The 19,783-nt window shown below is 68.4% G+C and carries 12 protein-coding genes and 1 tRNA gene; 6 read left to right on the top strand and 7 right to left on the bottom strand.

Annotation, left to right across the window (positions count from 1 at the left end; all coding sequences use genetic code 11):
* Positions 1-165 precede the first annotated feature (165 nt).
* The 4 genes from FZ033_RS01740 to FZ033_RS01725 form a co-directional block, all read right to left on the bottom strand.
* Positions 166-1,641, bottom strand: coding sequence for a porin (locus tag FZ033_RS01740; protein ID WP_149574443.1), 1,476 nt, complete (start codon positions 1,639-1,641; stop codon positions 166-168).
* 340 nt (positions 1,642-1,981) lie between these two features.
* On the bottom strand, positions 1,982-3,166 hold the full coding sequence (locus FZ033_RS01735) for an amidase (protein WP_149574442.1): 1,185 nt from the start codon (positions 3,164-3,166) through the stop codon (positions 1,982-1,984).
* On the bottom strand, positions 3,163-4,404 hold the full coding sequence (locus tag FZ033_RS01730; protein WP_149574441.1) for an amidohydrolase family protein: 1,242 nt from the start codon (positions 4,402-4,404) through the stop codon (positions 3,163-3,165). Before FZ033_RS01730 ends, FZ033_RS01735 begins: the two co-directional genes overlap by 4 nt.
* A gap of 26 nt (positions 4,405-4,430) precedes the next feature.
* Positions 4,431-5,378: a LysR family transcriptional regulator gene (locus FZ033_RS01725; protein WP_149574440.1), complete on the bottom strand. Its 948-nt coding sequence runs from the start codon at positions 5,376-5,378 to the stop codon at positions 4,431-4,433.
* Between the two features lie 297 nt (positions 5,379-5,675).
* Here FZ033_RS01725 and FZ033_RS01720 point away from each other — a divergent pair, with 297 nt between their 5' ends.
* From FZ033_RS01720 to FZ033_RS01695, 6 genes are all read left to right on the top strand, one after another.
* Complete coding sequence (locus tag FZ033_RS01720) at positions 5,676-6,878, top strand: ABC transporter substrate-binding protein (RefSeq protein ID WP_188079242.1); 1,203 nt, start codon at positions 5,676-5,678, stop codon at positions 6,876-6,878.
* 106 nt (positions 6,879-6,984) lie between these two features.
* Positions 6,985-7,860: a branched-chain amino acid ABC transporter permease gene (locus FZ033_RS01715; RefSeq protein WP_149574439.1), complete on the top strand. Its 876-nt coding sequence runs from the start codon at positions 6,985-6,987 to the stop codon at positions 7,858-7,860.
* A complete protein-coding gene (locus FZ033_RS01710; protein ID WP_149574438.1) occupies positions 7,857-9,680 on the top strand; it encodes a branched-chain amino acid ABC transporter ATP-binding protein/permease in 1,824 nt (607 codons plus the stop codon). The genes FZ033_RS01715 and FZ033_RS01710 overlap by 4 nt, the downstream gene beginning before the upstream one ends.
* A complete protein-coding gene (locus tag FZ033_RS01705) occupies positions 9,677-10,435 on the top strand; it encodes an ABC transporter ATP-binding protein (protein ID WP_149574437.1) in 759 nt (252 codons plus the stop codon). The genes FZ033_RS01710 and FZ033_RS01705 overlap by 4 nt, the downstream gene beginning before the upstream one ends.
* Positions 10,436-10,476: 41 nt before the next feature.
* Positions 10,477-11,172 (top strand): cyclase family protein, encoded by a 696-nt coding sequence (locus FZ033_RS01700; protein ID WP_012116032.1) that lies wholly within the window; start codon positions 10,477-10,479, stop codon positions 11,170-11,172.
* A 398-nt stretch (positions 11,173-11,570) separates the two neighbouring features.
* The gene (locus FZ033_RS01695) at positions 11,571-12,977 is read left to right on the top strand and encodes an amidase family protein (protein ID WP_149574436.1); all 1,407 of its coding nucleotides are present in this window, start codon (positions 11,571-11,573) and stop codon (positions 12,975-12,977) included.
* A 27-nt stretch (positions 12,978-13,004) separates the two neighbouring features.
* Here the strand turns inward: FZ033_RS01695 and FZ033_RS01690 are convergent, their stop codons facing one another.
* From FZ033_RS01690 to FZ033_RS01680, 3 genes are all read right to left on the bottom strand, one after another.
* The gene (locus tag FZ033_RS01690; protein WP_149574435.1) at positions 13,005-18,965 is read right to left on the bottom strand and encodes a DUF3320 domain-containing protein; all 5,961 of its coding nucleotides are present in this window, start codon (positions 18,963-18,965) and stop codon (positions 13,005-13,007) included.
* Between the two features lie 253 nt (positions 18,966-19,218).
* Positions 19,219-19,295, bottom strand: a tRNA-His gene (locus FZ033_RS01685).
* Between the two features lie 232 nt (positions 19,296-19,527).
* Positions 19,528-19,728, bottom strand: a complete 201-nt coding sequence (locus FZ033_RS01680; RefSeq protein WP_012116034.1) for a hypothetical protein — start codon at positions 19,726-19,728, stop codon at positions 19,528-19,530.
* Positions 19,729-19,783: the final 55 nt, after the last annotated feature.

The raw sequence follows: 19,783 nt of genomic DNA, 5'->3' as shown, positions 1-19,783 counted from the left end.
CCGCGACAGTTGGAACCCATCTATCGCGGTCGAACCACAAGCTTATGATCCACCAGAGCGTTTTCAAGCGAAGTGGATACCGGTTCGCGTAAAGAAAACGCGTCAAAACAAGATTCTAGAGCGATTGCCGTGAGCCAATGCGAACGGAAACCGCTCTAGCTGCGATCAGAAGGTGCGCTGGATGCGCACCGCGCCGGCGAGCGCATCGGTGGAGCCGCCGACCAGGGTGGGACTGGTCCCGCCGCTGGCGGAGGCCGCGTTGACGATGCCGAGCGGCTGGTCGCCGCCGACCTTCGTGTAGACCAGCTCGGCGCCGATATCGAGGTTCCGGGCGGGCGACCAGATGGTGTTGCAGCCGAGCTGCCACGCATGAAGCGGCGCCGCGCCGACGACGTTGGCCGGAACGTCCACATCCACATAGCCGCCGAATGCCGCGCTGCGCACCGTCGGCGTCCAGAAGTGGCGGAACTGGGCCTGCAGCGCCCAGGTGGCAACGGTCTCATAGGTTCCAGCCGGACCCATCACCGCATCGGCGAGGGGGTAGTAGGCCCCGCTCATGCTGCCGCTGCCCGACAGCTTGATGGCACCGATGCCTGTGGCGCGCCCCTGCTGGGTGCCGGCGAGGCCGACATAATTGAGAGCGCCGTCCGAATAGTTGGCCTGGAGGTAGAGGCTGTCGCCCGGAGCCAGCATCGGCAGCTTGAATTCAGCGTAGGCGCCGAGCGCATAGCCCCATGTTGACGAGCTGTCGGTGCCGGGGGCGACCGCGCCGAGATAGGCGGGCGTCAGGGCCTGGACCTGGTGCAGGGCGCCGGCGACCTGGAGCGAGCCCCAGGCCTGGTCCAGGCGCAGGTTGGCGACGAGATCCGGCGCCTGCTGCCCGGCCTGGTAATTGGCATAGGACAGGCCGGACCCCGTCGTTCCCGTCACGAAGGGGAAGGCCTCGGGCGTGGTGACGGCGGAAATGCTCGCGCCCGTCGCCTGGACGCCCGTGGTCCGGTTGGCGGCGTCTTCCAGCGCGAACGAGGCGGAGAATCCGTTGCCGAACTGCGCGGTGTAGGCCGCGACCGTGTTCCAGGTGTTCGAGCCCTCGAACAGGACCGCGTAGGAGTAGGCAATGCCGGTATCAAAGAAAGACTGGGTATAGCCGAAGGTGAGATTTCCGAACTGAATGAAGGCGCGCTCGAAATCGATCGCAGCTCCCGGGCCGACGCCGGGACCCTGTTGGGAGTTCCATTCGATGCCGCCGAGGAAATACGAGCGCAACGTGCCGTAGTCGGTCTGGGTGCGGGCGTCGAGTTCCAGCGCCGCGCGCGCGAGGGTGAAATAGTCCGCGTCATCCTTGTCCCGGAATGGGAAGCCATAGGCGCCTGCACCCGGCCCGTTGAAGCCGGCGCCGGGCAGGAACACCCCCGTCACGTTCAGGTAGGTGTCCATGCGGGCATAGCCGCCGACCTTCAGGCAGGTGTCCGTGCCGGGGACGTAATAGAAGCCGGGCCCATAGGCCGCGCAGACCTTCACATATTCAGCGGACTTGGCCTTCTCGGGCAGGTCTGCGGCGTGGCCGGCGCTGGTCGCCGCACCCACGGCGAAGCTTGCCGCACCGGCGGCCAGAATCCATTTCACGTGTGTTTTCAGCATGTTTCCCTCCCAATGGTGTCGTTATCGGCGTCTTGAGCGCGCCTTCTTGACGCCACAATGGGGGGAGGGACGGCAGTCGGTCAATATATAATTCATTCCGAGTTATTAACTTGCGCGGGGGGCTACGCCACAGCTCCGGCGACCCCCCACGACGCGGGGCCGGCGCGGACTTCGGCCGTGTGGCGCAGAATCGCCACCTCGTCGCCGACGGTTCCGCCACCATGCTGAAGACCGATCCGGCGGTGCGCGCGGCCTGTCTCAGCCATGCCCCTGAGGCGGGATTCCGCCGCAGGGGAGGTCGAGGCCGGAGCTTGCGCCGGGGCAGGGGCGTTCGGGAGCGTCAGCCGGGGCGGGTCATCGCCACCGCCGCGCGCAGCAGGGCGGTGTCGCTTCCCGCCGGCCCCACCAGTGAAATGCCGAACGGCACGCCCTCCAGTCGGGCCAGCGGCAGGGAGACCTGGGGCAGGCCGCCGAGGCCGGCGATGCACAGCAGGTTCATGGCCAGATGCCGGGTGACCACCTCCACCTCGGCCGTCGCCATGCCGCGCAGCGGGGCGGGGCGGGGCACCGTGGGCATCAGCAGCGCCGTGCCGGGTTTCAGCAGGACCGAGAGACGGGCGCGGATCGTGGCCCGATGGGCGGCGGCGGCCTCCACCGCCGAGGGGGCGATGGCACGGGCGGCGTCGAAGCGTTCCTTCACCCCCGGCCCGAAGGCGGGGCGCACCTTATCGATCCAGGGGCCCACCGAGGCCCAGATCTCGGCGGCCTGGAGGGTGCGGAAGGTGGCGGACCAGGCATCGAGCCCGTCGGTTGCCAGGGCGATTTCCTCGCAGGGCGCGATCGCCTCCTGCGCCAGCCGAAGCGCGGGGGCGAGGGCGGCGGCCGCCTCCGGTGACAACAGGGCGAACGCCTCGCGCGGGGCGAGCAGGCGGGTGACAGGCGGCGCGGGCGCGGCATCGGCCAGAAGCACGCGGCCCACCCGCTCCAGAAGCCCGGCGTCGCGGGCGAACCAGCCCACGCAATCGAAGCTGGGCGCGAACGGGGCCACGCCGGTAAGCGGGATCCGCCCATGGGTGGGGCGCATGCCGAACAGGCCGCAATAGCTCGACGGCACGCGCACGGAGCCGCCGCAGTCGGTGCCGAGGGCGAAATCCACCACGCCCCCCGCCGTCGCCGAGGCCGAGCCGCTGGAGGAGCCGCCCGGCACGCGATCCGGCGCGGCCGGGTTGAGCGGCGTGCCGTAGTGCACGTTCTCGCCGGTGAGCGAGTAGCACAGTTCGTCGGCGATGGTCTTGCCGGCAAGGCTTGCGCCCGCATCCAGCAGGCGCTCGACCGCCACGGCGGAGCGCGCGGCGGGCGGGTGGGTGGCGAGCCAGTCGGGATGGCCGTTGCCGGTGGAGGTGCCGGCCACGTCCATCACATCCTTCACGGCGAAGGAGAGGCCGGCGAGCGGGCCGGCAGGCGCGCCGGGCCGGGCGAGGCGCGGGCCGGGGATGAAGGCTCCCAGCGCATCGGCGGCGCTCACTGTGCGCACCCGCAGCCGGGAAAGTGCAGCTTCGCGCGTTCCCGCGTCAGGGTGCGCCGGCCGCCCTTGAAGGCGGCGAGGACGGGCGACAGCTCGGCCACCGCATCGCGCGGGGAGGGGCTGTCGATGATCACGAAATCCGCCGCCTTGCCGGCTTCCAGCCCGTAGTCGGGAAGGTTCATCAGGCGGGCGGGGCGGCTCGTGACCATGTGGAAGGACTCGGTCATATCGTGGGCCGAGCCCACGTGGCAGATGTTGGCGTTCAGGTTCGCCATCCGCAATTGCGAGCAGTCGCCGAACGGGGTGAAGGGGTTCAGTACATTGTTGGTGGACAGCGAGCAGTTCACCCCGTGCTGAAGCAGCAGGTGCGCCGGCGTGACCCCCCGTGTCTTCGCAAAGGCGCGGTCGCGCCCCATGAGGAACAGGTCGGTGGAGGGCAGCACGGTGAGCGCGACGCCGGCATCGCGCATGCGCGTGGCGATCTCCACCAGCCGCTCAGGTTCCACATAAGCGAGCTTGGTGACATGGCCGATGGCCACCCGCCCGCCCCAGCCGAAGCGCTCGGTGAGCGTGCAGACATGGTCGAGGTCGAGCGCCGTGGGATCGGCGCCGAAATCCAGATGCATGTCGATGTCCACGTCGAAGTCGCGGGCCATCTCGAACACCCGGTCGATCTGGCCGTGGGGATCGGTGTCGGTATAGGGCGCCGCGCCCACCGCCTTCGCCCCGCGCCGCAGCGCCTCCACCATCAGCTCGTCGGTGCCGGGATTGTTGGTGAGGCCCTCCTGCGGGAACACGCACACCTCGATGTCCATGGCCCAGCGATAGTCGTCCACCAGCTGCATCACCCCCTCGAACCCGCGCAGGCCGATGCCCGGGTCCACCTCCAGGTGGGTGCGCATGTGGGTGGTGCCCTGGGCGATGGCTTTTTCGATGGTGCGCCGGCCCCGGGCGTAGACGTCCTGCGGGGTAAAATCCCGTTTGGCGCGGGCCACCTCGGCGATGGCCTCCTCCAGGTCCCCCCGTTGGGAGGCGCAGCGATCGAGGATGCAGGACTTGTCGAGGTGGATGTGGGTCTCCACGAAGCCGGGGGCGACCAGGCAGCCGCCGGCATCCACCACCTCGCCGTCGGCGGCAATGTCGGGCGCGATGGCTTCGATGCGGCCGGCGGCGACGGCGATGTCCGCGCGGTGGTCCGGCGCATCCGGCAGGCGGGCGTTCTTGACGATGAGGTCCATGGGGCGTCTCGACGGGCTGGCAGGGTTCACTTCAAGGTGGCGCGGGCCTTCTCGCCCTTGAGCTTGGCGCGCCAGGTTCCGGTCTCGACCATCTCGGCGATGACATTGGCCATCACCTTGGCCACCGCCTCGGAGCCGCGCGGGTTCATGCTGCGCTGGGAGACGACGACGGACAGCCGCCAGGACGGCGTCGGGTCGAGGATGGAGACGGCCACCATCTCGCCGCGCGCCATCTCGTCCATGAAGGCGAAGTGGGGCATGACCCCCAGCGCCCGGCCGGAGCGCACGAGGCGGGCGATGGTGGGCAGGCTGTCGCACGCCATGGCGACGGGTTCCACGTCGTTGCGCGCGGCGAACTGCTCGATCACCGTGCGCATCACGTTGGGCGCGCCGGGCAGCACGATGGGCCACGCGAACATGTCGCGGAACGAGACGCTGCCCTGCGCCGCCAAAGGGTGGTCCGGCGCGACGAACAGCATCAGCTCCTCGACCATCATCTCGGTCCAGGCCACGTGCTCGAACGCCTTGTGGTCATAGAGCAGGGCCACGTCCAGCCGGCCGGCCTGGAGGAAATCGTCGAGATAGCCGGTCATGGCCTCCACCACGTGGAGGGCGATGTTGGGCTGCTGCTCGGCCATGGCCGAGATCAGCGGCAGGCCGAGGCCCCGACAGGCGGAGGTGGGCAGCCCCACCGACACCCGCCCCGAGGGATTGAGCGACTTGGAGCGGACCTGGTCCTTCACCCGGTCCACCTCCTCCAGGATGCGGCGGGCATGGTCGTAGAATTGCTGGCCAAGCTCGGAGGGGGTGACGCCGCGGGCATGCCGCATGAGCAGTTCGACGCCCAGCTCCTCCTCCAGATTCTTCATCTGCTGGCTAAGCGAGGGCTGAGCAATACGCAACACCTCCGCCGCGCGAGAGAAGTTCCCGCTTTCCGCAATCTGGACGAAGTATTTGAGCTGCCGAAGATCCATGGCTCACCTTTGCACCACCTGAAATGGCATTGCTCAAAAGTGATTGTCAAATTGCATGATATATAGTCATATGCCTAAACTATGAGCGTTAAAATCATATATATCCATCATAATCAATGGGTTATTAAGGTGATGCAGGGTGCATGTCAGCCTATTATATTAGCCTATAGTCTCAGCCTATATCTATGATCGGAAAATAATCTTTGTCCTGAGGCTGCGCCTATATCAGCTTCATCTCGCAGATGATTTTCGGGCGGACATGCCCGGCACGTCCTGTACACGGCAGGAGAAACAGACATGCCTCCACGGAGCATTTTGCGCAGCCAGCTTCTGGCCGCGGCGGTGGCGCTCGGCCTTTCCACCGGCCTTTCGATCCCCGCGGCGCTGGCCGATCAGGAACCCTGCATCGGCAATTCCGCCGCCGTCACCGGGCCGGCCGCCTTTTCCGGCCAGGCCATCAAGATGGGCGCGGAGATCGCCATCGAGGAGATCAACGCGGCGGGCGGCGTGCTCGGCAAGAAGCTGCGGCTGATCCAGTATGACGATGCCGGCGCCCCGCCGCGCGGCGTCGACAACACCCGCCGCATCGCGCTGGCGGACAAGTGCATCGCCGTGCTCGGCGGCTTCCATTCCACCGTCGCCCTGGCGCAGGTGGACCCGGTGCACGAGATCGGCATTCCCTACATGGGCGTGTGGGCGGCCAACACCAAGGCCATCGAGAACGGACGCGATCCCAACTTCATGTTCCGCGTCTCCGCCAAGGACAAGTGGGTGGCCCGCTTCCTGGTGGACGAGGCGCTGAAGGTGTCCAAGACCGGCAAGGTGGCGTTCTTCTACGAGAACACCGGCTGGGGCAACGGCGCGCTGCCGGACGTGAAGGCCGCGCTCGCCGCAAAGGGCAAGGAGCTGGTGGCCGCGGAGACCTTCAACTGGAACGATCAGGACATGTCGCCCCAGGTGATCCGTGCCCGCGACGCCGGGGCGGACGTGGCCATCGTCTGGTCCCTCGACCGTGAGGCCAACCAGATCCTGCGCTCCATGGACAAGGCGAGCTGGAAGCCGGCCATCGTCGGCGCATGGGGCATCTCGGGCAATCTCGGCGAGCTGGCCGGCCCCCTCGCCAACGGGGTGCGGGTGATGCAGACCTATTCCTTCCTCACCCCGCAAAGCGAGGCCGGCAAGAAGCTGCTCGCCGCCGTCGAGGCCAAGACCGGCATCAAGGACCCCAAGGACATCAAGGCGCCCTCCGGCATCGCCAATTCCTATGACGCGGTCTACGTGCTGGCCGACGCCATCAAGATCGCCGGTGCCTTCGACTGGAAGAAGGTGCAGCAGGCCCTCTACCAGGTCAGCCGCGACGGCCTCGTCGCCCCCTACAAGCCGGCCTTCGACAAGGCCGATCCCGAGCGCCAGGACGCCATCCTGCCGCAATACTACCTCCTGACCGTCTGGCACGACGGCAAGCTGATCCCCCTCAAGGGCTCGCCCTACGACAAGTGAGCCCGCGCGGGAGGCGGTTTCCCTCGCCGCCTCCCGCTTTTTGTCTCCCCCACGTCGTCGCCGCTCGCGTTGAGCGGCCCCGCCTCCCTCCGACAGGTCGCCCGCAATGACCACAGTGGTGCAATACATCCTGTCCGGCCTTGCTATCGGCGGCATCTATGCCCTCGTGGCCCTCGGCTTCCACATCATGTGGTCGTCGGCCAAGGCCGTGAATTTCGCCCATGGCGACACGCTGATGATCGGCGGCCTTCTGGCCGTCTATTTGCTGGCGGCGGGCCTGCCGCTGGGCCTTGCCTGCCTGGTGGCGGTGGTGGCCGGCGGCCTGTTCGGGCTGGTGCTGGAGCGCATCGCGGTGCGCCCCTTCCTCTCCCAGCAGGGCTCGGTGGGCTGGATGCTCACAACCATCGCGGTGGGCATCATGGTGGAGAGCTTCGCCACCATCCAGACCCAGGGCTACGCCCGGCCGCTGCCCTCGCCGGGGGTGGCCTCCTCCATGCACATCCTCGGCGCCGGCATCTATCCGCAGGAGCTGGTGATCCCGCTGGTGGCGGTGGTGGCCATGCTGGGCCTGCGCGCGCTCCAGCGCCACACCCTGGTGGGCCGCGCCATGCGCGCGGTGGCCCACAACAAGAATGCCGCCGCCCTCATGGGCATCAATGTGAATGCGGTGGTCGCCTTCTCCTTCGCCCTGGCCGGGATGCTGGGCGCGGCGGCCGGCGTGCTGGTGGCTCCGGTGGTGCAGGCCTCCGCCGCCATGGGCGTGCTGCCGGGGCTGAAGGGCTTCGCCGTGGCCATCATCGGCGGCATCACCTCGGCGCCGGGAGTGGTCATCACCGGCCTCGTCTACGGGGTGATGGAGAAGTTCGTCGAGGGCTACATCTCCACCGCCGCCCGCGAGATCATCGGCTTCTCCCTCATGATCCTGACCCTGCTGGTGTTCCCCCAGGGGCTGTTCGGCAAGCGCGAGGTGATGAAGGTATGAGACACCTCACCCGCCACCTCACCCTTCTCGGCTTTGCCGCGCTTGCGGCCATGCTGGTGATCGTGCCCCTCACCTCCGGCAACGAGTATGAGCTGCGCCTGTTCATGCTGTTCCTGATCTACGGCATCATCGCCGTGGGTCTGAACGTGCTGGTGGGGCTCACCGGTCTCGTCTCCCTCGGCCAGGCGGGCCTGTTCGCGCTCGGCTCCTATACCGGCGCCATCGTGGCGACGCGGCTCGGCTTCGACATGATCTCGTCGAGCCTCATCGCTGCGCTGGTGGCGGCCGGGTTCGGCGTGCTCCTCGCCTATCCCACGGTGCGGGTGCGCGGAGTCTATCTCGCAGTGGTCACCATCGCCTTCGGCCTCATCGTGGAGAATGTCGCCATCGAGTGGCAGTCGCTCACGGGGGGCACCACGGGGCTCACTTCCATCCCGTCGCCCAATGCGTTCGGGGTGCGGCTGTCCGGCTATGCCTTTTATGGCGTGCTGGCGGTGGTGCTGTTCCTCGCCACCGCCGCCGCGCACAATCTCAAGGTCTCGCGCTATGGCCGCGCCATGCTGGCGGTGTCCCAGAGCGAGATCGCGGCGCGCGCGCTGGGCGTGGACGCCACCGCCATGCGCACGCTGGCCTTCGTGGCGGCGGCGGTGACGGCGGGCCTTGCCGGTACCTTCTACGCCTTCCTCAATTCCTACATCTCGCCCGACATCTTCACCTTCTCGGACAGCGTGCGCTTCCTGCTCATGGTGATCCTGGGTGGGGCGGCCTCCACCTTCGGGCCGGTGCTGGGCGCCTATATCCTCACCTATCTGCCGGAATACCTGCAGGACTTCGCGGTGTGGCAGAAGTTCGCCTATGGCGCGCTGCTGCTCATCGTCATGTTCGTCATGCCGCGCGGCATCATGGGCTCGCTGGCCGCCGGCCTGAAGCGGCTGGTGCCGGTGCCGCGCGCGGTTCCGGCATCCGAAGGCCTGCCGGCAGAGGACACATTGCGGCTCGATCCCCGCGCGCAGAAATCCGAGCTGGTGGCGCGCGAACTCACGGTGCGGTTCGGTGGGCTCACGGCGCTGGCGAAAGCCTCGCTGCGGGTGAAGCCCGGCGAGGTGCATGCCCTCATCGGGCCGAACGGCGCCGGCAAGTCCACCTTCGTCAACACCATCTCCGGCTTCTACCAGCCGAGCGAGGGCGCCTTTGAGCTGGACGGCATCCAGCTGGCCGGCAAGGCCTCCCACGAGATCGCCCGCGCCGGCCTCTCCCGCACCTTCCAGAACACCGAATTGTTCGGCGAGATGACCGTGCTGGAGAACGTGATGGTGGGCTACCAGCAGCGCCTCGGTTACGGGCTTCTCGCCGCGCTGCTGCGCACCGGCGCCATGCGGCGGCAGGACGATGAATGCCGGCGCGCCGCCATCGGCCTGCTCGTGTTCGTGGGGCTTCAGGATTATGCCAACGAGGAGGCCCGCTTCCTCCCCTTCGGCCTTCAGCGGCGGCTGGAGATCGCCCGGGCGCTGGCGGCGCGGCCGCGCCTGCTGCTGCTGGACGAGCCCGCTGCCGGGCTCACCACCCAGGAGATCGACGAGCTGGAGGCCATGATCCGGCGCATCGCGGCGCTGGGGGTCTCGGTGCTGCTCATCGAGCACCATGTGGAGCTCATCATGGCGGTGGCCGACACGGTGACCGTGCTGGACTATGGCCAGGTGATCGCCAGCGACACCCCCGCCGTGGTGCAGGAGAACCCGCGCGTCATCGAGGCCTATTTCGGCACCTCTCTCGACCACGCCAGCCACGATCACGCCCCGGATGCGGAGGTGACGGCATGACCACCCAAGAGATCAGCCCCGCCGACGTGCTGCTCGACATCCAGTCCATGGAATTGCGCTACGGCGCGGCAGTGGCGGTGCGCGACATCTCGCTTCAGGTGAAGCGCGGCCAGCTGGTGGCGGTCATCGGCAACAACGGCGCCGGCAAGTCCTCCATGGTGAAGGGGGCGACGGGCCTCGTCGCCCCCTCCGGCGGCAAGGTGCTGTTCCGTGGCGCAGACACCACCCGCATGAGCGCCCACGCCAAGGTGGGGCAGGGCCTCGTCATGGTGCCGGAAGGGCGGCTGATTTTCCCCGACCAGAGCGTGGAGGACAATCTCATCCTCGGCGCCTACGTCCATGGCGGCCTCAAGGGCGGGCGGGCGAAGCAGACCCGCGACAAGGTACTGGAGCTGTTCCCGCGCCTGAAGGAGCGCCTCGGCCAGCAGGCCGGCTCCATGTCCGGCGGCGAGCAGCAGATGCTGGCCATCGCCCGCGGGCTGATGGCCGAGCCGCAATTGCTCATCATCGACGAATTGTCGCTGGGCCTTGCGCCCAAGATCGTCGACCAGCTCATGGGCGTGCTGTCCGCCCTCAACAAGGCCGGCCTCACCATCCTGCTGGTGGAGCAGCTCGCCTCCTATGCGCTCGCCATCGCCGACCATGCCTATGTCATCGCCAACGGCCGCGTCGCGCGGGAGGGGTCGAGCCGGGTGCTCGCCCGCGATCCCGAGGTGATGGAAGCCTTCCTCGGCCGCAAGAAACCGGCGGCCTGAGTCTCATCTTTTTGCAAGTCGATCCAGTCCAAGGAGCCCCCATGTCCAGAATTGTCGACCTCAGCCTGCTCATCGAAGACAATATGCCCGCCCACAAGCTGTTTCAGCGCCCGGTGATCACCACCCACCTCAGCCACGAAAGCTCCAAGGCCTTCGGCCTCGGCGTGCCCGGCGACGCCATGACCTTCCAGACCAATTTCATCGCCATGCTCGACCATGTGGGCACCCATGTGGACGCCTATCGCCATGTGAAGCCGGACGGCGCCTCCATCGACGAGATGCCCCTCGACATGTTCATGGGCAAGGCGGTGTGCTTCGACCTGCGCCACATCCCCGACCTCGGCGACATCACCGACGAGGATCTGGAGAAGGCCGAGGCGGCCGCCGGCGTGAAGGTGGACGGCCACATCGTGCTGCTGTGCACCGGCTTCCACGCCCGCAATTATCCGAGCCTGGATTCCGTGTGGAAGAACCCGCTGCTGACGGTGGAAGCCACCAAGTGGCTCTACGCGCGCGGCTCGATGATGCAGGGGGTCGAAGGCCCCTCCACCGACAAGCCCACCGACAACATCTTTGCCCAGCACCGCCTGTGCCGCGAACTCGGCATGAGCCACTGGGAATGGCTGGTGAATCTGGAGGAACTGGTGGGCAAGGGCGAGTTCCAGTTCTTCGGCGTGCCGCTGAAGTTCAAGGGCGGCTCCGGATCGCCGGTGCGCGCCTTCGCCGTCCTCAATTGAGCTTGCGAATACGTCTCTTCTGCCCTGACTGAGACGTATGGGTCTGCTGGATGGTCACTGTCGGCCATCCAGCAGTACTCCCTTCGTGGTCCAACGCTAAGAGCCTGTTTGGAAATTCGCTCAGATGGCAGCGCACACCTCGCGGGCGATTTACCATCGTCGTGGCCGGGCTTGTCCCGGAAGTCGGGTGTTGCCGACTTCCGTCCCTGAGAACGGAACCCGCAAACATGCGGGTTCCGGCCATCCACGCGGAGCGGCCGGGAACGATATTCGCATGTTTTACCAAGCGGTTCGGCGTGGATGCCCGGGACAAGCCCGGGCATGACGGGGGGGATTGCGACTATGCCTTATGTAAATTTTCAACGACCCTCAAATAAAATCCGCGCCGGAGCAGCCTGATGTCCGCCGAGTTCGACACCCTGAGCGCCCTCGCCCTGCGCGGGATGGTGGCCCGGCGCGAAGTCTCCCCGGTGGAGCTGACACGCCGCGCCCTCGACCGCGCCATCGCCACCCAGCCGACCCTCAACGCCTTCTTCGTCATCCTGGAGGAGGAGGCCATGGCCGCCGCCCGCGTCGCCGAGGATGCGGTGATGAAGGGCGCGCCGCTGGGCCTCATCCACGGCCTGCCGTTTTCCGCCAAGGACCTGATGGCGGTGAAGGGCGCGCCCTATGCCTCCGGCTCCCGCGCCATGGCCGACAATATCGCCGAGGTGGACGCCCCCGCCGTGGAGCGGGCGAAGGCCCAGGGCGGCATTCTCATCGGCAAGACCACCACCAGCGAATTCGGCTGCAAGCCCATCGGCGACAGCCCGCTCACCGGCATCACCCGCAACCCGTGGAACCTCGCCATGACGCCGGGCGGGTCGAGCGCGGGGGCGGCGGCCTCGGTGGCGGCGGGCATCACCCCGTTCGCGCTGGGCACCGATGGCGGCGGCTCCATCCGCATTCCCTGCGCCTTCAGCGGGTTGTCGGGCCTGAAAGGCCAGTTCGGCCGGGTGCCGGTGTGGCCCACGTCTGCGACGCCGACACTCGCCCATGTGGGACCCATCGCCCGTTCCATGGCGGATGCGGCGCTGCTGTTTTCCGCCGTGGCCGGGCACGACCGGCTCGATCCCTTCGCCGTCGCCGGCCCGGTGCCGGACGTGATGGGCGCGGCGCGGGCCTCAGTGGCCGGCATGCGCATCGCCTACAGCCCCACCTTCGGCTACGCCCGCCCCGCGCCCGAGGTTGTCGAGGCCACCGCCCGCGCCGCCCGCACCTTCGAGGCGCTGGGCTGTCATGTGGAACAGGTGGAGCAGGTGTTCGACACCGACCCCGCCGACCTGTGGACGGCGGAATTTTACGCCGGAGTGGGCACCCGCCTGCGCGACGTGCTGGAAAACCGGCGTGAGCTTCTGGACCCGGCGGTGGCGGACATCCTGATGCCGGCCCTCGGCCAGGAAATGAAGAGCTATTACGCCAGCGTCTTCGCCCGCTACGCCCTGCGCGAGAAGATGCGGCTGTTCTTCGAGCGCTACGACCTGCTCATCTCGCCGGTGCTGCCGGTGAGCGCGCTGGAGGCCGGCCGCAACCTGCCGGAGGGGCTGGAGGACCGCAACCTCGTGTCGTGGGTGTTCTACACCTATCCCTTCAACCTCACCGGCCAGCCCGCCGGGGCGGTGTGCGCCGGCCTGTCGCCGGAGGGCATGCCCATCGGCCTCCAGATCGTCGGTCGCTCCCATTGCGAGGACGATGTGGTGCGCGCGGCGGCGGCGTTCGAGCGGACCCAGCCGCCGGGTTACAACCGCCCCCCGAAGGTCTCGTGAGGCGGCCCGTCCCTTCCACGCTCGTCCTCACGGCACGACCCGGGCGATGGCCAGGTGAAGGCGCATGCGGGCCTCCCTGCCGAGGCGCTCGATGCCGATGCTGCGCGCGAGCGCCAGGGGCGGATCCCTGGCCTCCCAGAGCCTGGGGTGGTTGGATGCCAGGAAGACGAGTTCCGCAAGGGGGATTTCATCGACCCCCCTGCGCGCCGCGTCCGGCGATGTGCGGAAGGGGAGGCGCTCGCACACCGTGCCGGACAGCCACAGGAAATCGCCGGTGGTCTCGCGCGTGCGCTCCACCGAAGCCAGATGCAGAGCGATCTGGGCCTTGATGCGTGAGCCGGTGCGCAGCCAGCCATGGGCCCGTGCGATCCGCTGGGCGAGCACATCCTCGCGGACCGGGGCCTCGGCGTTCAGCACCGCCTCCACCATGGCGGCCAGACGCGGCCCATAGCTGTCCTCGTAGAATTGCGCGGCATCGGCGGCAAAACCGGACAGGTCCGCGGGGCGGTAGACCGGCGCACCGGCAAGGCCGTCCGGCGGCAGGCCCGAACCTGAAAATACGGTAGCGGCTGCCGAAGGATCTGCTGCGTCAGGCGCCAGCATGTCCCTCAGCGGCCCCTCGGCCACCGTCTCCAACTCTTCGGTCTCTTCCGGATCCGGCTCATCCGGTGCCGGCTGTTCCGTTGTCTCGTCCGCAGCGACGGCCGTGGGATCGACCGCCGTGCCCAGATCCCAGCGGGTCTGCGCTGCGCTGTCGAGCTGCTGTTGCGGTGCCTCGGCGCGGCTTCTGGCCATAAGTTCGGTCAGCGCCAGATCGAGCCGCGCGATGGCCTCCTCGCGGTTGATCCACCAGTCGGTGGACCAGACCCGCAGGATGTCCCACCCGAGGCCGCGAAGCACTTCCTCGCGCACCTTGTCCCGGTCGCGGGCGGTGGCCGAGCGATGGTAGGTGGCGCCGTCGCATTCGATGCCGGCGAGATAGCGGCCGCCCTGCTCCGGGTGCTTGACGCCGAGGTCGATGCGGAAGCCGGAGACGCCGACCTGCGGCACCACATGCCAGCCCCGGGCGACGAGCGCCTCGGCCACCGCCTCCTCGAACGGCGATTCGTAGCCGCCCTGCGACCCGCGATCCTGCCCCGCCAGCGCCACCGCCCCGCGGGCGGCAAAGTCCAGGAAGGCCTTGAGATGGTGCACGCCGAGGGCCTTGGTGCGGTCGAGATCGATGTCCTCCGCGCGGGTGCCGGAGAACACCACCAGCTCCTGCCGCGCCCGGGTGACGGCGACGTTAAGCCGCCGTTCGCCGCCCTCGCGGTTCAGCGCGCCGAAATCGACGCGGCGTGCCCCAGCGGCATCCTTGGTGAAGGTAATGGAGAAGAACATGACGTCGCGCTCGTCGCCCTGCACATTCTCCAGATTCTTCACGATGACCGGCTCGTAGCGATCGTCGGAGAAGAACCACTCGATCTCCGGAGCCTCGGCCCGCGCCGCGTCCAGGAGGTCCTGGATGAGCGCCTGCTGGAGGGCGTTGAAGGTGATGATGCCGAGGGTCGGCCGCGCCTTCTCCGGCAGGGCCGCCCAGGCGCGCATGCGGGCCACCGCCGCCTCGGCCACGGCGCGCGCCTCGATCAGGTTGGTGCGGCTCTTGCCGCGATCATAGACGCCGTCGGGAACGGCGTGGAGCTTCACCGCCTTGTCCTCCACCTCCGGCGACGGGAAGGTGATGAGGCGGTTGCCGTAATAGTGGTGGTTGGAGAAGGCGATGAGCGCCTCGTGCCGGCTGCGGTAATGCCAGCTCAGCAGGCGCACCGGCAGGCCGGAGGCCCGGGCCTCGTCCAGAATGCTCTCCAGGTCGCGCTGGACCTCCTCGTCCTCCTCCTCGTCCTCGTTGCGGCCGAAGAAGTTGGTCGGGGGCAGCTGCTTGGGGTCGCCGACGATGATGGTCTGCCGTCCGCGCGCGATGGCCCCCACCGCGTCCCAGGTGGTGATCTGGGAGGCCTCGTCGAAGATCACCACGTCGAACAGCGCATGGCCGGCGGGCAGATACTGGGCGATGGACAGGGGTGACATCAGCATGCACGGGGCGAGCTTGCCGAAGGTCTGGGGCAGGGCGCCGATCATGTCGCGGATGGACCTGCTCGGGCGCTGCAGCGTCATCTGGTGACGCAGGCGGCCGAGTTCGGAGTTGGGCGGCACGGCCTGCATCGCCGGCAACCCGTGATTGATGCAGCGGCTCACGTGCTCGGCAACATGGGCGCGGACCAAATCGTCCAGCCGGCGGAAATCGCCGATGGCGTGGTCGTGCTGGTGGCGCCGGAACCGGCGCAACACCGGGTCGGCATCGAGGGCAAGCGGGAGCCACCAGCGCGCGTAGGCAAGGCGGAACGCCGCCGCGGTCGCGCCCGGCGCCAGCGCCCCGGCTTCAAGCGCCTCCACCAGGGCACCGAGCCCGTGGGCAAGGGCCGTCTGCCGCACCCCCAGCCATGTGGTCCAATCGGCCAGCGCGCCTTTGGCGGCGATCAGCTCCACCATCGCCCCTGCGAGGTCGGACAGGCTCCCGGCCTCGGCGATGGCGGCGCGCGGACATCCCGCCACGGCGGCGAACGTATCGGCCTGCGCCGTGAACGCGGTGAGCGCCGCGCGCAAGCCCCGGCCGGCAGCCGTGACGCCATAGGCATCCGTTCCGCCGGTCACGAGCGCTCCGAACGATCCCACCGCCGCGTCAGCCTCCGCCTCGGGCAGGGTGAGGGCGAAGAAGGCGTCGCGCAGCACCCGCGCCCGTTCGATCAGGGCGCCGATGGCCTTCACGTCACTGTCGGCTCCCGCGAACGGTACCGACCGGCCGGCGAGAGGACTTTCTGCGATCTCCTTCATCAACGCCTGCATGCGCCGCAGCAGCGGCAGCACCTGCTGCGGTTCCGGCTTGCCGGAGGTGGCATAGGTGGCCAGCAGGTTGCGCACCTTCGACTGCTGGAGGAGCCGCAGGGGCCACGTGGCAGCGGACGCCATGCGCCAGTCGCGCTCGATATCGTCCACCGGAATGCGCGCGATTTCGGCGCGGGCAAAGCGTCCGGCGATCTCGCCCTCCACCGCGCGCACGGCGGAGACGGCGGTCTCAAGCGCCCGCAGCGCCGGGGCGAGGTCTTCGAAGTCGGGCTCGAACAGAATGGTGTGGTCCGCCCCGGCGCAGTCCTCGATGGCCTTCGACAGCGCTGCGAAGCGTTCGATCTCCGCCGGCAGGCTCCCGGGGCTCGCCTGAAGCCCGAGGGCGGAGCGGAAGCCCTGGAAGGCGCTGTCCAGGGCGTCCGATGCACCCTTCAGGGCGAGCGCCGCAGCGAGGAGCTGCTGCTGCCAGGCATTGGACCAGTCGGCCGCCCGGACGAAGCTCAGGGCCGGGCGGACGCCGGCCGCCGCATAGGTTCGGCCCAGCTTGTCGGCCAGATCTTCCAGTGCCCGAAGCATCTGCGGATCGTGCGTCTCGGAGCTGGAAAACCGCAGCTCCGGCACCACCTTGGCCTCGTCTCGCAGCACGAGGCCAAGGGCCGCATAGATGCTGAGCCCGTTCGCGCACGGACGGTGCAGGGCCGCCACATAGGCATTGAGCTCGTCCCGGCGCAGGCCGAGATCGCGGTTGGCGGCGGTCCAGGCGCCGTCGTCCCGTGCGTTGCCGTGCTCCCACGAGGCCTTGAGCTGGGCCAGGAAGCTCTTGCGATCGGCCTTGCTGGAATGCAGCTCCAGGCAATGGGGGCCGAGGCCGTGCTCACGCAGCCGGCGATGGACGACGCTGAGGGCCGCAGCCTTCTCCGCCACGAACAGCACCGTCTTTCCCACCGACAGGCAGTGGGCGATCATGTTGGCGATGGTCTGGCTCTTGCCCGTGCCCGGCGGGCCGATGAGGACCATGTCGTGGCCCCGCGCCGCCATCAGGCTGGCGACGCTTTGCGAGGAATCCGCCGGCAGCAGGCTCACGATGTCGGTCGGGGCGAAGGCGCGGTCGAGGTCCTTCTCCTCCGGCGCGGGCACGCCGATGCCGGGGAACGACTCCTCCGGCGTGTCGATCAGGTGGCGCACCACCCGGTTCTGCCGCAGCAGATCGGTGCGATCGACCAGATCCTTCCACATCAGGTACTTGGCAAAGGAGAAGGTGGCGAGGGCGGTCTCGTCCGCCACTTCCATTCCCGGCACGTCGCGAACGGCGCGGCGCACTTCCGCGAGCAGGCGCAGCACGTCGATGCCGGCATCGTCGGTGGGCAGATCGCCCTCGAACTGCGGCAGGCGCAGCTCGAACTCCTCCTCCAGGAACTTCAGCAGGGTGGCGTTGAAGCGCGGCTCGTCCTCATGGAAGCGCAGCGTGAAGCGGGCGGTGGCGGCGGTGCGCTCCAGCCGCACCGGCACCAGCAGCAGCGGCGCCCGGTAGATGCGCGCCTCGCCGGCGCGGCGCCAACGCAGGAAGCCGACGGCGAGGAACAGCGTGTTGGTGCCGCCTTCAGCCAGGTCGTTCTTCACCTCGCGGTAGAGATCGACGAGGCGCGCCTCCAGATCGCGGCTCGCGAGGGGCGAGGGCAGCTCGTCGCGCCCCAGGGCCTCGGCGGCATAGCGGCGGTCGAGATCCTCGCCGCGCTGGTCGCGATAGGTGCCGGCGTCGCGTTCGCCGAGGGGATTTTGTTCCGGCAGGCAGATGATGCGGATACCCGCCCCGCCGGCCAGCCGGTCCTCCAGATAGGCGACATCCGTGCACAGGAACGGCACGGTCTTCTTGCCGTCCCGGAAGTTCAGGAGGCGGTTGCGCAGGGTGAGGTCGAGCAGCTTCTTCTGCCAGCGCGCGATGCGATCCTGCGGCGTCGCCGGCTTGGGCTCGATGGCTGGCGGCTCGGGCTGCGGCTCGCCCCCGAGGCCTGGCAGCGGAACGTCGATGGGACCGCGAGGACCCTCGCCGCCGGCCGGAGCCGCCATATGGGTGGCGAGCGGGGCGATGCCGCCATCGCGCAGGCGGCGGACATCGATGGCGGCGCGGAACTCGTGCTCGCGCTCCGGCGACAGGCGCGGCAGCAGCGCGGCGTGGGCCTGATCGATGGACAGCACCGGGCGGCGGGTGATGGCGGTGGTCTCGAACACCATCAGCTCGTTCGCCGCGAGGGCCTTGCGCAGCTCCATGACATCGCTGGTCACGGCCTCGGGCAGGGTGCGCTTCGCCAGCCAGACGCCGGCCGCGGCATGGCCCTCGAACAGCAGCAGCACCGGATTGAGGCCGGCGGCCTCGAACGCCGCTGCGAACAGCACCGTGGTGTCGAGGCAGGTGGCAAGCCCGGTGTCGGCGATGATGGAGGGCCGGCGGATCTTCTGCCCCCGGCGCTCGAAGCTCGCCGGCGGCTCGGCATAATGGGTGTCCTGCGCGGCGATGGCGCTGTAGAGCGCTGCCGCCAGAAGCCGGACCCGGCGCGGATCGTTGCTCTGGTAGCCGTCCATGCCGGGAGGCAGCTTGTGTTCGGCCAACTTGTCCGAGGCGGCGCGCAACAGGCGGGAAATCGCCGGATCGTTGGGCATCACGAAGGCCGGCAGCAATTGCGCCATGTCCGCGACGCCGCCCCATTCGTCGCGGGCGAGCAGGCGCACCTCGCTGCGCGCCTCCGCGAGGATCTCTTCGCCCCGCCGCAGCACGAAGCGCACCTCGCCCCGCTCAGCCTCGTCGAGGCCGTCGAGATAGGCGGGATCGAGATCCAGCCGGCGGTCGGACAGCGCCAGCGTGTCGCCCGGGGCGAGGCGATCAACGGTCCAGCTTCTGGCGCGCACGAAAGGCGGGGCCGAGGTCACCTCCAGCCGGCAGCCGGTCAGATGCACCTCGGTGGTATTGGTGAGGGTGAGGCCACGCAGCACCGGCACCGCGTTCTGGTGCGAGGCGAAGGTGAACGAGGACGCAAGATCCGCGACGATTCCCACCTCGGCAGCGGCGCCTTCAGCCAATGCGACCGAGTCCTCGATTTCCCCAGCCACAACACGGCCCCCACCCCTGACGCAATCATGGCAAGACTAGGTACTGAAACCCAACGTTGCAATGCAGCGAAGGCAATAGACGCAGTGTCAGCGCCAACGGGGCGTGGGAAGAGCGTGTGAGGAGAGGACAGGGTTCAGCATGGGCGCCCCCGACTTCCGTGTCCGTGGTGACAGGGTGGCACCATGCCCGACAGCAGCCCGCGGCGCTGAAGGAGACCATTGCCAGAAGCTGTTAATTTGGACGGGTTTGATGTGGTACAGGTGGGTGGGCTCGAACCACCGACCTCCGGTTCCACAGACCGGCGCTCTAACCAACTGAGCTACACCTGCACACCGCCGATGCCGGGGGCTTCGGCGGAGAGCGCGGAACCTACGCGCACGACCCCGTAATTTCAAGGGGCCGGATGGGCGCAAATCACAGGGGATTTTCCCCGCCGCCGCTGGACCTTCGCCCATGCAGGACCGCCCTGCGCGCCAGAGCCGCAGGGCGCGGGCGGGCAGGGGAGGTCCGGACAGGGCGGCAATAAACGGACGACAATAAGTTGACGATTCGGGCGCGCCGTCAGTTCGGGCGGTGGAACTCGCCGTCTTCGGCGGTGAGCGTCGCCACCTTGGCGGTGATGGAGGCCCACGCGCGGTGCTCCTCCATCTTGCCGCCGATCTCGAAGCTCTGGGCCATGCGCGCGGCGAAGTCCACGCCCTCGGGGCCGTATTGGTCGGCGATGATGAAGGCGGTCCGCCAGACGTCTTCTTCGGAAACCATGGGGTTCATTCCTTGCGCTGTGACCGCACGGGGCCTGGAACGTCTTCAGGCGAAA

The organism is Xanthobacter oligotrophicus (assembly GCF_008364685.1).
GTDB classification, from domain to species: Bacteria; Pseudomonadota; Alphaproteobacteria; order Rhizobiales; family Xanthobacteraceae; genus Xanthobacter; species Xanthobacter oligotrophicus.
Note: the sequence above shows the minus strand (reverse complement) of the source record. Positions and strands in the feature narration are given on the sequence as shown.